Raw genomic sequence first — 14,710 nt, 5'->3', positions numbered from 1 at the left:
CAATTACCTGTCGCATCATGCCGCGCCTCCGCTGCCGAACAGCATCCGCACATAACGCTTCAGATGGGTGACGCTCTCGCGCGCAATCGCCGGGTCGTTCGTCGTTTTCGCCAGGACGAAGCTGCCCTGCAGTACCGACTGGATATGCTGCGCGAGGCCGATCGCGGTGACGTCCCCGGGCGCGCCATAAAGATCGATCGTCGCCTGGATGTCGGGGGCGAGCGCTTCGCAATAGGCATTGATGCTTGCCTCGCACGCGGCGCGGATCCGGTCGCTCGTCGCATAGGCTTCCTGCACCATCGTGCCGACGAAGCAGGTGTAATCCTCGGTCGGGCCGTCGAGCATCGCGAGGCGGAAATCGATATGGCCGAGCAGCCGGGCCAGCGGATCGTCGAGGTGGACGTGCGGCGGCATCTCGAACATCGGGCGCGCGCGGTCGGTCCAGCCCTCCGCCGCGGCGACCGCCAGATCCTCCTTCGACGCGAAATGATGGAAAAAGGCGCCCTTGGTCACCCCCGCTTCGGCGCAGATCTGGTCGACCGTCGTCGCCGAGTAGCCTTGCTTGCGCACCATAGCATGCGCCGCCGCGATCAGCTTCGCGCGGGCGCTGCCGCGCGGCGCGCGCTTGCCCGGGGTGCCGCCGCCCGCCGAGGGGACGCGGGCGGCGGCTGCGGGGCTCGCTGCGGAGGGGGAGGAAGGGCGATTCGTCGTCGTCATGCGAATCAACATACCGACTAGTTGGTATGTTGTCAAACCCCGATCGGCACCAAGCTCCGCGGCACCTTCGGCACCTTCCGAAAAAGACTCGACCTTCCCGCCACTTCGCATAAAAAGGCCTTTGGAACAAAGGGGGCACATTGTGCTGTTCCGGGGGAAATATGGTCGCGATCGTCTCAACCACCGCCTATCTCGGCATCGAAGCCCGCGGGGTCGAGGTGCAGTGCCAGATCACACCGGGCGTCCCGCGCTTCGTTGTCGTCGGCCTGCCCGACAAGGCGGTCGGCGAAAGCCGCGAGCGCGTCCGCGCCGCGATCGCCGCGATCGGCCTGTCGCTCCCGCCCAAGGTCATCACCGTCAACCTCTCGCCCGCCGACCTGCCGAAGGAAGGCTCGCACTACGACCTTCCCATCGCGCTCGCGCTGCTCGGCGCGATGGGGGTAATCGATCCCGAGACGCTCGCTTCCTATGTGGTCGTCGGCGAACTCGGCCTCGACGGCCGTGTCGCGCCGTCGCCCGGCGTGCTGCTCGCCGCGATCCACGCGGGCAGCGTCGAGCGCGGGCTGATCTGCCCCGCGGCGCAAGGTCCCGAAGCGGCGTGGGCGGGCAATGTCGAGGTGATCGGCGCGCCCGACCTCCTGTCGCTGCTCAATCATTTCAAGGGCAATGCGCCGCTGTCACCGCCGGTCCCGGGCGAAGTCGAAGTGCCCGTTCGCGTCGCTGACCTGTCGCAGGTCAAGGGGCAGGAGACGGCCAAGCGCGCTCTCGAGATCGCCGCCGCGGGCGCGCACAATCTGATCCTGTTGCGAACGTAAAGACCCCGAGATTTTGATGAGGAAAAAATCCTCATGATTTCCTTGTGACTTGAGGCGACTTGCCATAGAATAGGGATTGCGCGCCCCGCTGACGGGAGCGCAATCGCGAAACTCGTGCCGCGTTTGGATGCACGAGAGCGGGCTCTGCATATGCTCACTGCAGAGTGCTCCCGCTTATTCCTGTGAGCGAAAGGAGAAGCTTATGGCCAGCAAACAGATATTCGCCTCTGACCGAGGCACCGGCTGCTAGGAATGTTTGATTTCCTAGTGGCCGTATACTGATCCTGATGGGTCAGTAATGGCTGCTCCAAGACGGCGCTTACTCACCAAGTCAAGTGCGTTGTTTGATCATTTGGATCACGTCTTGGGTGAATATTGGGGCAGCTAATGAGTAAGCGTTGGCTCACTTGAGCCGTGATCCGCGTCCTGAAGGGGCTGCGGTGATGGCGAAGTTTAAGGTGACCCTCGGCGAGGATTTCCGCGTCGATGGTGTCGATATTGAAGATGTCGGGGAGGTCGCGCAGCTTGCTGATCTTTCCGAGCGGGTGCGTGGCGCGCGTCATCGCGAGCGGCTCGTCTATGCTGTGATCGCTGCGGGGCTTGTTGCTCTGGCAGTGTCGTCGGTCGTCGGGTTGCTCGACAATAGCTTCGACGAGCTGGGCACGGTGTGGAACATTGTTGCTGGCCCGATGGGGCTTGCTTTGTACCCCGTTCTTCAGCGGAAGGGACTGCTGCCGTCAAATGGCTCGAACTCGTAATACCACTGTTGTCGTCAAACGCGTCCAAATGGATTTGCCGCCGCGCTCTCTTGAGAGGCTGCAGCGACTGCAGGATGTTACCGAGGCCGCTTCGTACGCTGAGGTCATGAGGAATGCGCTGCGCCTGTACGAGGCCATGATCGCCGAAACTGAGGCGGGTCGAGAAATCATGATCAAGAGTAAGGACGGACTGACCCCGCTTCACCTGTTCTCAGCTTAGGCTCTCGGACTGAGGTCCGCCCGTCCTCACCCCTGCTATCTGACTGTCCTCTGATCCATGAGCTTTGCTAGCAGAGCGGGCAGCGCAATATCGCCGCTTGTATCGTCCGAACCACTTGGTTGATCCGGCGAAGGCCGAAAGAGAGCATTGAGGATAACCAGTCGATCCTCTTCTTCCGCCGCGCCCTCGCTTATCAGTGCGAGGTATGTCTGCGTCATGACGCGGCGCTCATCCGCATCGCCTTCCAGTCTGCGTTCAGTGAGGTAGTGGCGCAACAGCACTCGCGCGGTCCAGAATATCACCGTCAGAACCGTGCCTAGGGCACCTGTAACGACCACATAGGTCGACAGGGCGATTGAGCGGCCCTTTGGTGGATCGATCACCATCCAATCTAGAACATTCACGCCGGACGCTTCGAGCATGAAGGTGATTGCGAACCAGAATACCACCAAGCCTATGAGGCCCCCTGCGATGCCAAAGTTTCGGAGGTTGATGAACGCATCTTGGCGATTGTTGGCGTGGCTGCCCTTCTTCTCGTTCCAGTACTGCACCGAGGCCTTAAGCTTCATATCCTCGACGTAGGCCTTTTTCACGTTGTTGATGTCGGCGATTGTGTCATCGCCTTCTCGACGAAGGGATTTCCTGAGCTGAACGCTCCGGCGCGCAGTGCGCCAATATGTACGGACTGCAAGTTCGTCTGCTTCCCTAGACAGTTCTGCGACCATCTGTTCTTTGTCCGCGAGGAGAGTGTCATGCTTAGTCAGAAGGGCGGTAGCCTCGTTCTGCCATCGTGCGTAGTCGGCGCGTGATGCGGACCGTACAGCGGTGCGATCGATCATGCTTGGATTCGACATGAGGAATACCGCGCGCGCGTGTGTGGGATTCCACCACTGTATGCCTATTTGGTTCACGCTGATCCCGTACGCTAGGGCGGCGAAGTCCAAGCCAAAAGCCTCGCGGATTGACATGATCGCCCTCCCGACTTCGCTTGTGGAGTGAATCAGGGACGGGGGTTTGCCCGCGTAATGTCCGTCTACCGCACCTTGCGGGTCGTAGGCTTCGTGCCCCTGATCTGCGACCATCTTGGCATACTCAACCAACGAGTCGTATTGCGGGAGCACAGAGTCACGGACATTCTCCGGGAAGTATTCGAGTGAAGCTTGCGCGAGCCATTGCCACTTGTCTCGTTCGCGGACCGTCCAGTCTACGAATTGAGAAAGCTTGGTTGCCCGGAATACCTGATCACCGATGTGAATCTCGAATAGCGCACTGTTCTTATTCTCCGACATAAGCCCTCCCCCTTTGCGCCGCTTATCATATGCTACGTTCGGGCTTGAACTGAAAAAAGCAGGGCCAAGAGAGGAAAGACGAGAACCTACAGGCGCGCGAGCAGGTTGCGGACACTGGAGGGGTGCCAATGCCCACCCCGGCGAGTCTGAATATGTCGGGCATTCAGCTCCGCTGCGATGGCCGGGAGCGACGTCTTGCCGCACGCTCTTATTTCCTCAACGGTCCCCGCAAGGTCCGCTGCGAACTGCTCAGCATTTTCCTTTACAGCCTCAACCGCTGCGCCGTTCCCTTTGCTTGCCCTGCGGAGCGCTGCGGCGCCGTTCGGGTTGCCTAGCTTCACCCCACGGGCCTTTGCCGCCTGAAGGGCAGCGCGGGTGCGATCCGCGATCCTTTCCCGCTCGTCCTCATTGATGACGGCGAGGAGTCCGATGGTCAGCCGGTTGACGTCGGGGTTGTCGGCACAGACGAAGTCCACGCCGCTGTTGCGAAGGCTCAGGGTGAACTCAGCATTGCGGCTCAGGCGGTCGAGCTTCGCCACGACGAGCTTAGCGCCAGTGCGGCGGGCATCGTCGAGCGCGGCCTGAAGCTGGGGGCGGTTGTTTCGCTTGGCGCTCTCAACCTCCGTGTATTCCGTGACCACTTGCCACCCCCTACCGTCGCATAGAGCGTGAACGGCATGGCGCTGCGCCTCCAGTCCAAGGCCGGAGCGGCCCTGCTGGTCGGTCGAAACACGGTAGTAGGCCACGACGCGGCACATTCGATCACTCCTTACAACTCCACGTAACGCTCGTTAGGCGGTTTTGTATGGTTATGGAATAGGCTGCTTCTCTCAACTCGTCGCCGAAAGGACTCGTCTGGACTCAAATCGCCGAGATGCTCCGGTTAACGGAAACACCTCGCCGCGCTTGTGTGTAGATGGTCGGGCCTCAACAACAGGAGGCTACATGACAGACGACAAGATGGCTGCCGAATATGAGAACGTGCTGACGATCCGCACGCGAATATCGGCACTGCTGGGGGACTATGCGGCACCCGAAAGGGCCGAGCGGGACACAAAGCTGCCCGCAAAGGCACGGGCGATCCGCCGCCGCGTGAAGAAGCTACTCCGCCGCCCACGCGGGGCGCGCAAGGTAGCGTAGGGAATGAGGAAGCCCCCGGCACCCCTCAGGGACACCTAGGGGCTTCCTTCATTCTCGCTGGCTAGCGCCGAGCATTGGCGCCCGACACCCTTGCAGCATCCAGCGCAATCCCCTGCACTGCCCAGCTACGGGCCGCAGCCATTGCCGCTGCGGAGTCTTTGCCGTTGGTCACGTCGCGCTGATACCGCATTATCGCCTGATCGACACGATTGCCCGCCAGCTTCTCGACTAGGTCGCGCTTGGCTGCAGGGATGCCGGGAATACGCAGCGCGTTCCGGATAATCGTATGGCGGTCGGTCCTGTCGAGCATCTCGACACCGTCACGGAAAGGCGCCGTCCCCTGCTGGACGTTCTCCAGCCCGTTCAGCGTCCCGCCAACACCTGAGATGACCCTAGCGGCCACTGAGGGGCCGATGCCCTTCAGCGTCCTGAGCATGTCCGTGCGGACTTCCTCCGGCGACTTCTTGCCGGTGATGGCGTCCCGCAGCAGGTGTGCGGTGATCGCGTCAACCTCGTCGTCTTCGGCTTCCTGCGCCGCGCGGTCGCGCTTGGCTTCCGCTCGGTCTGCATAAGAGGCCGCGCGGTCGGTCTTCGATTGAAGCATACCATAGAGGCGCACTGCGTCATCCTCGCCTATGTCACCGTCCTCCGCCATGCTGGTGATGCGCTCAGCTGTGACGATTGGCCCCTGATCGAATATGCCCATCATGAGCGACGTTGCATTGCGGTCGGTGCGCGCTTTCTCGTCGCGGTGCCACTGGGCCGTCGCCTTGGCGATATAGGCTTCGCGCACCTGAAGGAGCTGGCGCCGTTCCGATGGTGTCAGGGCAAGACCGCCGGTCATGACCGGGGCGCCGAAGGCGGGCTTAGGGCCGCGTATGTAGAGTTCGATGGGCGACAGCTTCTCCGAAGGGGAGGCGTAGGTCGGATCGGGTGCGATGACCGAACCGCCGACATCCTCGCCGCTGCCAGCGCCGATGGCCGATGCAATGCGCGTCGACGATTGCGCTACGGTCTTGCCGCCACCGAAGTAGGTCGGATTCTGCCGTACGATGGTCGCGCTGAGAAGCTGGTCAACGGGGGTGTTAGGGTCGGCCTGAAGGAACCGGGGGCCGTCTCCGGCGCCCAATACGTGCATGATGTACATGTTCGCAGTGCTGATCGGCTTGCCGATAGCGGTAAGCGCCTTCTGGTTGTCGGCGATGAGCGCGTCCATGAGCTTTTCCTGCACGGCGACGTCAAACCGCTTGCTTGCCCACGCTTCGCGGGCCTGCCCACTCGTCGCGCCATAGACGCGCTTATAGAGCCGCTTGAACGTGCCTTCCACGAACTGATAACGTCCGCTCGCGCTCGACCCCATGCTGTTGGTCGCGCTGTCGTCGCCGCCACTTTCGGGGCCACGAACGGCGGCCTTGAAGGCTGCGGGAGAGAATGCGGGGGCGGGTGTGGTGTCAGGTGCGCCGCGCGTTGTCGAAGGCGGCACGTCGACCGCCGCAGGACCACGAACGGCCGCTAGCGTCGTTGCGTCGAGTGTCTCGCCCGCCGTCCCGTCGACATCAATGCCGCCAGCCAACAGGCTATCGAACAGCTGCACACCGTCCAGCGCCCTGCCGGTCTCCTCAAGCTGCGCTGCAATCTCCGGCACGGTGTCCAGAAGGGCGGCGCGGACTTTATCTAGGCGGACAGTGGGAGGCAGGACGGACAGCGCCACGGACAAGTCCACATGCCCCCGGTCGGCCTGATCGCGAACGCTTTTCGTGAAGTGACCTATGGCCTCCTCGTTGAAACGCTCTTCGATCCTCTGAAGCGCCAGCGATTCAAACTGTGGTCGGGTCTGCCCCATTTGCTCCGCGAGGTAGCGCATACTTTCAGGGGTCGCGAGGAAGTCGCGAAGCTGGCCCGTTTCCGAATCGACGGCGAAGCCTTCAAAGAAGGTTTCGACGCGGTCGCGGACGTCGGCCTGCCGCTCCTCCAGCGTCAATTGATCCTGCTGTTCGACAACGGCGCGAAGCTCCTCGTCGAACTCGCGGAGATTGTCATTCCAAGCGGACATGGTCCGCCCACGGGCGACGGCATTGCGGTAAGCGTAAGAGCGCCCCGCCTTTTCTTCGTCCACGGCCCCAGCCGCTTGGTCGAGCGCGCCGCGTGCTGCGTTGTCGCTCACATCCTTGGCGAACTTGGTATTGGCGTATTGCTGGAAGTCCCGCGCTGCGTCGGTCACCATGCCCAAAGACCGCATAAGGGCCTCTGCGCCCCCGTCGCCCCGCCGTGCTGTCGCCATCGTTGCGGCGGCTTGCAGGCGGTCGGTGCGCGTGTCGCGGCGTTCGGGTAGGATGGAAGTGCGGCGGTCGACCAGCCGCTCGCGCGATTGACCGGAGGTGCGGGCGGTGACCCGCGATAGGTCTGCCATGTTGGTATCTTTCATAGCCCCGGCGGGGCGGTTGGCGGGGTGCCGTGTCGAACGGCATACCCTCGCGGCCAGCTACGGGGCTGGCAGGGAACTTGGAGGGATTGAAGGGGATGCGCGGCAATAGTCGTCCGGACATGCCCGCCTACGGGGGAACGCCGCCAATCGCCGTATGCGTATCCCGCTTCGGATTTTTGTGCAGAATCTATCGGCGGCGGCTCCGTCGCTCGTGGGCCACGATCCGCAAGACCCCATCGGGCCTTTCGAAGCGATTGCTCTGAGCGATGTGGGCGAATCTTTCGCGGGCGTGTTCGCTGGCCAGCGCCATTGCGGCGGCGGCAAAGGGATATTGGGTCATCAGAAATCCAATCAGAAAAGCCATCAAGTCGGTGTCTTTTTCGCGCGCTCAAAGGCGATGCGAGGTGCAGGGGCACAAGCCCCTAGGCGTGATCGTCGAGCGCAATGTCGGACGCCAAAAGAGCCGATAGCGGGGCCGTCATCGGTGAAGGCCCGTCGGCCCGCTCGCGCCAATAGGCCGCATCCTGCATCCGCTGGACGTAGGACGCCGCTTCGCGGTCGGCGACAAGGCACGGACGGCATGTCGCCTTGATTCCGGCAGGGCGATAGTCGCACGGCTCGAAGGCCGAGACCGGCTTCATGGCAAGGCACTGGTGGCACTGCTGGTGACCCTCAGGGGTCGGAACGGGTCTGCGCTTGCCCATGACGGGTGCCTTTCGGTTTCTTGAGGGGGAGCTGTAGAGCCGCTTTGGGGCTAGGGAGGGTCGGCCAAAGTGGCCTTTTTCACCCCCGCATTTCTGCGGGTCTCAGCTATGCTTAGCGGCTCATGTTCGCGGCTGCGGTAGGGCAGGATGGGTCACGCCCAAAATGAGCCGCTAAGGGGGTGCTTAGGGGCGAGCCGCTGCGGTCCGTTGACGGGCCTGCCAGCGTTTGCGGTCAGCGGTGTCGGGGGCGTCGGTCGAATAGGCACGGAGACCATCGGCACGTAGGGCGCCGTTGAACTCCTCGCGGGTCAACATGCCGAAGCCCTTGCGGTCGAATAGCGCCCGCATCTCTTCGTATGCGTAGTCTGCAGGGACCGTGAGGGCGTAGACGGCTGGACCGGGGTCGCGACTGCTCGCCAGGGCGATCTGCCCAGCGAGGCTGCGGCGCATGAGCATCTTGCTCACGACCGAGAAGCCAGCGAGGCCAGTATGGGGTCCGCCGGTCGGAGCCTTGCCCCTGCCCGCCTTCAGACGGCAGGCATTGGAGCAATAGCGGGATGAGGCGCGCTGTGAGCGGTAGACGGAGGCGCACTGGGCGCACGTCCGCTCGCGGCCAACGCGGGCCGGAATATCGGTGTCGGGGGTCATGGTTCCTTGGGGTTGTCATGGTTCGAAAGAAGTCCCCCCGCCGGGAACCATGACGAACGCGGCGGGGGGCGCCCGCACGGGGCGGACAAGTAGGTTAGACGGCGGCGCCGTAATCGACCCGCACGAGACCACCGGGAAGTTCGATTACCTGCTCGCGGGTGCGGGTGGCATAATCGTCGCTATCGGGGCCGTAGGGGTCGTGAAGGGGTTCTGCGGGAGGATGCACGGCGAACATGTCATCGACGATGTCGCGCCAAGCCTTTTCGCCAGCCGACGTGTCGGGCGCGGTGTGACGGTCCGTCATGGCTTAGGCCACATTCCCGGTCAGGCCCTTACCAAAGCCAGCGGCCAGCTTGTCGATACGGGCTTCGCGCGCATTGTGCACGGCGCGGGCCTTGGCTTCCTCCATGATGGCGTACTGGTCGCGCGACTTCTTCACGTCGTCCACGGCCTTCTTGAGGGCCGCCTTCATGCGGCGGTCACCCGCAGGGCCTTCAAGGTCCGCTGCTTCCCGTGCGATTTCGCCCAGGCGGTTTTCGAGCGCGCGGCGGCGGTCACCCTGATAGCGGTAAACCTTCTCCGCCGTCGGCTCGCCCGTGGTCGGATCGACCGCGCCGGTCTTGTAACCGTCGAACTCGGCGAGCTGCGCCACGATGCGGCTCTGCTCTTGGTCCAGCTGGCGAAGCTGGTTGGCCTGCGCGAACATCTCGACCTGATAGGCATTGGCGCCAACGCCGGGGCCTTGGCGGACGCGAGCGCCGAGCGCGAGGTTGGCAATAGCGGTATTGACCAGCTCCGCTTCCCGAGCCTCACGGGCCGCACCGGTGAGACCGGCAAGCTGCGCGATGATCGGCTGACGCATCTCAGGCGCGAGGGCCGAGACCGTCGGCTTGAACTCAGTCCGGCTCAGGACTTGGCGGGATGCCGCAGCGGAGCCGTTGGTGTCGTTAAGGTGATCGAAGGAGAGGATTTCGGCAGCAAGGGCGTTGTCGTCGCCGAAGCCGTGATCGGGGCCGGTGTATGGGGTATCGGCAGGATTGCCGGTGTTGTCGTCGCTCATTGTCGTAGGCTTTCGTTGGTGGTGGTGGTGTGGCGTGTGCCACGGACGGGCGCCCCCCGATGGGAAGCTATCCGGCTCAGGCCGGAATGAGACGCCCCCGCCGCGCTCCAGCGCCCACGACAAAAAGGCGTGAGGCACGGGCGGGGGCTACGGAACCGTCACCCGCCGCTGATCTGGCGGCGAGGAGGTCGACCGATAGGAATAGGGAACGGCGCTGCAGGTCTGCAGGGGCCGTTTAGGGGTGCCGCTTACGCCGCGACCAGCCCGTGCCGACCGTCGGCATGTGCGGCGACCCACAACGATCTGGTCGTTGAGGGGTGCCTGAGGGCGGAGGCTTACGCCGCGACCGCCTCTCGGGCAGCTTGATCGACGTTAAAGACGAACAGCTCAGGGGCGTCGGGGTGCTTCGCCCAAAAGGCGAGGTCGGCTGTACCTTCGTGATTGACGATCCCGACGCAGCGAGGCCCGCACGAAGTCTCGACAGGGTGAAGAGCCTTGGTGCCGGGGCGGAGGCGTCGCATCGCTTCCTCAGTACGCGGCTTGTCCCCGCGCATGTAGACAGAGAGGATGCGGCAAAGGTCGGAAACGACAAACCACTGCTCCCCGTCCTTCATAATGACGCGAAGCGGCTTGCCGTGATAATCCATGGTGAAGGTGTCGGTGGTTGTCATGGTGATGATGTCCTAGGTCAATGATCCGACAGGGGACCGGGGGCGTATGCCACCCCGCCCACACCTGAAGGATGTAAGAGGTAATGTTGGAGGAGGTTGACCCATGGGTGACTTAAGGTGGTCCTGAGGGGTCTCTTCAGGGAGACCAAACGGACCCTTTAGGTAACCTTAAATATCCTGAACCGGGGGCGGATGGCTTCTCTGTCCGATAGTCCGGATTAATTGCAGGTACCCCGCGAAGCGGTGAATTTCCGAGCTTTTCGGCCAGCGCCGCGTCCTTCTCCTCGACCAGCGCCTTCATTGCCTCAATGGTGGACATGACGGACCCCAAGAGGTCCACCTCGGCCCGCGCTGGGTTGGAGGGCTGCTGGTCCAACACCGCTTCGACGTCCGCGTCCTGCATCACGTAATCGCCGGTGCGGCGGATTGCGGGCAGCACCTCGCGGGTCACCCAGTTCTGGAACTCGACCGCCTCGGCTTTGTCCGAGCGCATGATGAGCTTGTAGAGGCCGCTTTCGGTGATGAGCGTGACGTGAGGCTCGCTTTTGCGCCATGCGAACCCATCTCCATGATTCAGGATCATGGGGTTGTTGTGGGAGTGACGCGGGGTAGGCGCATGCCGAGACAGCCGCCGCCGGTCTTGCGGATCGCCGGAGGACTTCGTGACGGACCCAGCGGTCGAAGGCCGTGGCACCGCTGAGTATGCGAACATCACCGTGCGGATCATCCACAGCATCTCCGTGGAAGGCTATTTCAGCAACTTCAAGCGCGGCTAAACAAGTCGCGAAGGCAAAACCGAAACCGAAAGCGGACGGCAACTAAATCGGCGATGCTTCTCCAAGCGCATAGCCGCTGGCTTCGTCGCCGATAATTTTGGCCCGAAAGCGGATCATATCCCCGACGTTCTTGCTCAGAAGGTATTCCTTCCATTCGGGAGCAAACGTCGCAAATACGCCGGGATTACCACCCGCATAAAACTGCCCCCGGAGTCCACTGCCCTCCTGCCGGATAGTGACGAGCTTCAAGGTAAGTTCTAAATGCTTGCCGGAATAGGTTTTAAGGAATCGCTGTTCTTGTAGTTCTGTATGAGGGCCGGACATCAACTGCTCATACTCCGCTGAGATATTTGCGGGCAGAACATTGGGGTTTGGGCTTCCTTCAACCGACGGCAGCACGGGAGCGCTATGCGCCACGCCTCCGCTGCGCGTTTGCTCAAAATCAACAAGAACCATCACAACAGCGACAGCAAAAAATGCCGCACCCAGCGCCTGAAGTTGCCACGCCTTGAATCTCGTAACGATGGCTTGCGCCTGCTCCGCTATGCCTAAGCCATAGGTAATCACACCGAACGCCCCGACAATGGAAGCAAGGATGTGGTTCCCCAAGAAGTCAAATATCCCCATGCCGATTTCATATCAGCGGCACTTGTGTTGGCAAGACATGCAATCGCCATCTTGGCTGCGGCCTTCTCGGCAGCGATGAAGTAGCGGCGGGTCGCCTTGCCCTTCGGCGTGTTGCCGATCATGGCAATCTCTTTGGCGACGTCGAGGGTCAGGAGGTACTCTTTCGTAGGCCTTCCGCCCTTCGCGGAGGTTTTGCCCGAAACGGGGCAAAAGTCTGCGCCCTCCTCGAAACCATAGTCGCTGACGATCTGTCCGAACCAAGTCGGGAAGTTCCGACCGACCCCAAGCCACCCGTGCAGGGACCGTGCGTCGACCTTGTTGTCGGCGGTGAGGGGCAGGAGGGCGGCGGCTTCGTGGGTGTGGTCGCCGCCACATTGGCGCATTTAGTCGTGTAAAGGCGAGCCACTTGCTGGCACCATGACCGCTTCACATTGAGCAATAATAGCGGGGGATGGATGTCAAAAAAGGTAATCATGGCAATCGCGACGGCTGGACTGATCGTGACCGGCGCGAACGCTGCCTCTTTCCTACGAGCGAAGGGGTCGTTCAGCACATTCCTATACGACCTGAAATACGACCCGAGCCGCGCGTGCTCCAAACCTTATCGGCCCTACCAAATGGATAAATGGGCACGCGAACAATATGTGCGGGACGGAGAGACGTATCTTTCCTGCCTGCGCGAAACAGCGAACTCCGATGCTGAATACGCGCAGCAAGTCATCCGAGACGGCAACCGCAAAGCCGCCGACGAGTTTCTGGAGGAAGTCCGCCGGGGGTATTGAGGCGGGCTAGCAGCTAATCGCGGCATACCGCCGGATAGCGTTCCCGCTCCGCACCTGTTGGCACGATAGGTCAACGCCGCCGACCTCGCATATGGCGACGACCCGCCCGTATCGGTCGGTGTCGGTCTGGCGACATTCCATCGCCCCGCCGGAAACAAGCCGTTGCAGGCTGTCCGTGCTGGCGTAGGGGTCGCCGGGGGCGCACTCGCCAGCGCACACCATCTGAAGCTGCAGGCCCGTGTAAAACATCTCTCCCACCCCAAAGTCCGAGATAAGCCGGGGTGCGATTGCGGGGATAAGCACATTCATTCTCCTTGTTGAAATCTAATGGGATTCTCTCACGTGGCACGATGAAAAAGCAACGTGTGCCAACAGAAATTCATTCGCATCTTGTCAGTAGGTTATGGCCGTTCGAATCGCGCATTTGGTGCCATTCGAATGGCGTGAAAATGGTTCACTGGCCGGTAGCCCGGACTAATTCGGCGGCTCAGGTGCCATCGCGTAAATCAGTTCCGTGACCCCGCCCTGTCGCCATTCGAACCGAAGCCATCCCGTCCGGTAATCGACGGTGACGCCGGAGAAGAGCAGCCGGAGCGCGGCGTTGATCTTGCCGAAGTCCAGCGGCTCCCCTTCGGGGACGTCAAGGGCGCCCACAAGGCCCTCTAGGCGCGAGTGGGCAAGCCCCCCGTCGGCGACCGCGCGGGATTGTTCGATGACTTCCAGAGATGCCCGCAGTGCAGACAGACTTGCCTCCGCTGCTTGGACGCGGGCCGACAGCGCGCGGGACGGGGTGCGGTCCAGCAGTTCAAGAAGGTCGGCAAGGTGATCCTCCGTGCCACTTATCTCTCCCCGCAGGTTGTGTGCATCCCGGTCAAGGTCTTCCCCCCGGTCTCCCGCTGGAATGTCGTCAACGAACTTGGCCCAGCCAGTGGCGATGGCGCCGTGCACGGCCTCTAGGGAGACCGAAACGTAACCATGAGGTGCCGCGCCAAGTTTCGCTTTGGTGCAAACCAGCTTCGGCGTACCCGCCTTGCCGCGCTCGCCCTTATAGACGCGCGTCATCGCGGCGCCGCATTCAGGACAGCGCGCGAGGCCCGCAAGCATATTCTGGATCGGCGCGCCGGATGATTTGCCCCGCGCACGCGCCACGCTCCCGTCTTTGAGGGCGCGGACGGCCACCCAGTCCGCCAACGAAACGGCAGCAGGGTAGAAACCGGCCACGGGTTCCTCCGTCGTCCGCCGCTTCTTCCCGGTGCTGAAGTCCATACGACCTGTGACCAGCGTTCCCATGACAGCGGGATTGCGGAGTATCTTTGACACGGTCGAGCGGTGCCACATCTTGCCGCGACCCATGACGGGGACACCTCCGGCGTTTAGGGTCACGGCAATTATATGCTCCCCCGCTCCGGCAATGGCATCCCGGTAGATACGGCGGACGACTTCAGCGCGTTCGGGATGAAGTTGCCAGCCTTCAGCGGACCGCACGAGCCACGCGGGGGCACGGCGCGTGTAATGCTCCGCTTCGCCCGCAGCGACCCGACGGCGCTTTTCCTGCCATGCCGCCGCAACGCGCCGCCCCTTCGTTTTGCTTTCCTCATGGGCGCGCCAAGAGACCATTAGGGAGACGATGAGGGCCATGGGGTCGCTGTCCAGTCGGACGGCATCGTATTCCTGCCCGTCGTTCAGGGTGACGATGGTGACACCCGCGTCCACAATGTCATCGACCAGCCGCGAAGCGCGCCGGGGCGTCATGCGGGATATGCGGTCGAGGCTTTCGACAAGCAGATAGGAACCGTCGCCAATCAAACCGGCGCGGCACGCGTGGAGGAAGCCGCCAAGCCCGCTGTCTACATCGACGTTCGCGCCACGGTAGGCCGATACACCAAGGTCGCTCAGGGACAGCTTGTCGTCCAGTGCCAGCCCCTTTCGATCCGCCCACTTGCGCGCCGCATCCGTTTGGCGCCGATGGCTGTCACCTTGGGCCTGTTCGGGCGTGCTGAAGCGGGTGTAGCTGTAGACTTTCGGGGGCGCCGTGAGGGCGCTAGGGGCAGGTGAATGCACGAGTTGTCTTCCTTTCA

17 protein-coding genes and 1 pseudogene are annotated in these 14,710 nt (G+C 62.4%); 4 read left to right on the top strand and 14 right to left on the bottom strand.

Annotation, left to right across the window (positions count from 1 at the left end; translation table 11 throughout):
- Positions 1 to 15: 15 nt before the first annotated feature.
- The gene (locus E5675_RS19055) at positions 16 to 717 is read right to left on the bottom strand and encodes a TetR/AcrR family transcriptional regulator (RefSeq protein ID WP_136175888.1); all 702 of its coding nucleotides are present in this window, start codon (positions 715 to 717) and stop codon (positions 16 to 18) included.
- A gap of 161 nt (positions 718 to 878) precedes the next feature.
- Between E5675_RS19055 and E5675_RS19050 the strand changes: the two are divergent.
- Together E5675_RS19050 and E5675_RS19045 are read left to right on the top strand one after the other, a co-directional pair.
- Positions 879 to 1,517: pseudogene (locus tag E5675_RS19050) on the top strand (magnesium chelatase domain-containing protein); the annotation flags it as partial.
- Positions 1,518 to 1,975: 458 nt separating this feature from the next.
- Positions 1,976 to 2,290 carry a hypothetical protein gene (locus E5675_RS19045; RefSeq protein WP_136175887.1) on the top strand — a complete coding sequence of 105 codons (315 nt, stop codon included), beginning with the start codon at positions 1,976 to 1,978 and terminating at the stop codon, positions 2,288 to 2,290.
- Between the two features lie 255 nt (positions 2,291 to 2,545).
- Here the strand turns inward: E5675_RS19045 and E5675_RS19035 are convergent, their stop codons facing one another.
- Positions 2,546 to 3,799 (bottom strand): DUF6161 domain-containing protein, encoded by a 1,254-nt coding sequence (locus E5675_RS19035; RefSeq protein WP_136175885.1) that lies wholly within the window; start codon positions 3,797 to 3,799, stop codon positions 2,546 to 2,548.
- 86 nt (positions 3,800 to 3,885) lie between these two features.
- The gene (locus E5675_RS19030) at positions 3,886 to 4,557 is read right to left on the bottom strand and encodes a recombinase family protein (protein WP_136175884.1); all 672 of its coding nucleotides are present in this window, start codon (positions 4,555 to 4,557) and stop codon (positions 3,886 to 3,888) included.
- Between the two features lie 187 nt (positions 4,558 to 4,744).
- Here E5675_RS19030 and E5675_RS19025 point away from each other — a divergent pair, with 187 nt between their 5' ends.
- Complete coding sequence (locus E5675_RS19025; RefSeq protein WP_136175883.1) at positions 4,745 to 4,939, top strand: hypothetical protein; 195 nt, start codon at positions 4,745 to 4,747, stop codon at positions 4,937 to 4,939.
- 61 nt (positions 4,940 to 5,000) lie between these two features.
- Here E5675_RS19025 and E5675_RS19020 read toward each other — a convergent pair whose 3' ends face one another.
- From E5675_RS19020 to E5675_RS18980, 10 genes are all read right to left on the bottom strand, one after another.
- Positions 5,001 to 7,349, bottom strand: coding sequence for a hypothetical protein (locus tag E5675_RS19020; protein WP_168707932.1), 2,349 nt, complete (start codon positions 7,347 to 7,349; stop codon positions 5,001 to 5,003).
- Between the two features lie 202 nt (positions 7,350 to 7,551).
- Complete coding sequence (locus E5675_RS21585) at positions 7,552 to 7,728, bottom strand: hypothetical protein (protein WP_168707931.1); 177 nt, start codon at positions 7,726 to 7,728, stop codon at positions 7,552 to 7,554.
- Positions 7,729 to 7,786: 58 nt separating this feature from the next.
- Positions 7,787 to 8,068, bottom strand: a complete 282-nt coding sequence (locus tag E5675_RS19015) for a hypothetical protein (protein WP_136175881.1) — start codon at positions 8,066 to 8,068, stop codon at positions 7,787 to 7,789.
- Between the two features lie 183 nt (positions 8,069 to 8,251).
- Positions 8,252 to 8,716, bottom strand: a complete 465-nt coding sequence (locus E5675_RS19010) for a hypothetical protein (RefSeq protein WP_136175880.1) — start codon at positions 8,714 to 8,716, stop codon at positions 8,252 to 8,254.
- 94 nt (positions 8,717 to 8,810) lie between these two features.
- The gene (locus E5675_RS19005) at positions 8,811 to 9,020 is read right to left on the bottom strand and encodes a hypothetical protein (protein ID WP_136175879.1); all 210 of its coding nucleotides are present in this window, start codon (positions 9,018 to 9,020) and stop codon (positions 8,811 to 8,813) included.
- A 3-nt stretch (positions 9,021 to 9,023) separates the two neighbouring features.
- Positions 9,024 to 9,776 carry a hypothetical protein gene (locus E5675_RS19000; RefSeq protein ID WP_136175878.1) on the bottom strand — a complete coding sequence of 251 codons (753 nt, stop codon included), beginning with the start codon at positions 9,774 to 9,776 and terminating at the stop codon, positions 9,024 to 9,026.
- Positions 9,777 to 10,111: 335 nt separating this feature from the next.
- Entirely contained in the window at positions 10,112 to 10,447 is a 336-nt protein-coding gene (locus tag E5675_RS18995) for a hypothetical protein (RefSeq protein ID WP_136175877.1), read from the bottom strand.
- A gap of 136 nt (positions 10,448 to 10,583) precedes the next feature.
- A complete protein-coding gene (locus E5675_RS18990) occupies positions 10,584 to 11,030 on the bottom strand; it encodes a BRO family protein (RefSeq protein ID WP_247594687.1) in 447 nt (148 codons plus the stop codon).
- Between the two features lie 235 nt (positions 11,031 to 11,265).
- On the bottom strand, positions 11,266 to 11,850 hold the full coding sequence (locus tag E5675_RS18985; protein ID WP_136175875.1) for a hypothetical protein: 585 nt from the start codon (positions 11,848 to 11,850) through the stop codon (positions 11,266 to 11,268).
- On the bottom strand, positions 11,787 to 12,233 hold the full coding sequence (locus E5675_RS18980; RefSeq protein ID WP_136175874.1) for an antA/AntB antirepressor family protein: 447 nt from the start codon (positions 12,231 to 12,233) through the stop codon (positions 11,787 to 11,789). Before E5675_RS18980 ends, E5675_RS18985 begins: the two co-directional genes overlap by 64 nt.
- A gap of 90 nt (positions 12,234 to 12,323) precedes the next feature.
- On the opposite strand from E5675_RS18980, the gene E5675_RS18975 reads away from it, so the two are divergent.
- On the top strand, positions 12,324 to 12,632 hold the full coding sequence (locus tag E5675_RS18975; RefSeq protein WP_136175873.1) for a hypothetical protein: 309 nt from the start codon (positions 12,324 to 12,326) through the stop codon (positions 12,630 to 12,632).
- A gap of 474 nt (positions 12,633 to 13,106) precedes the next feature.
- On the opposite strand, the gene E5675_RS18970 is transcribed toward E5675_RS18975, so the two are convergent.
- Positions 13,107 to 14,693: a recombinase family protein gene (locus E5675_RS18970; RefSeq protein WP_168707930.1), complete on the bottom strand. Its 1,587-nt coding sequence runs from the start codon at positions 14,691 to 14,693 to the stop codon at positions 13,107 to 13,109.
- Between the last annotated feature and the right edge of the window lie 17 nt (positions 14,694 to 14,710).

This window comes from Sphingopyxis sp. PAMC25046, assembly GCF_004795895.1.
Classification (GTDB): Bacteria; Pseudomonadota; Alphaproteobacteria; order Sphingomonadales; family Sphingomonadaceae; genus Sphingopyxis.
The sequence above is the reverse complement of the archived record's forward strand: the minus strand, read 5'-3'. Positions and strand labels throughout refer to the sequence as shown.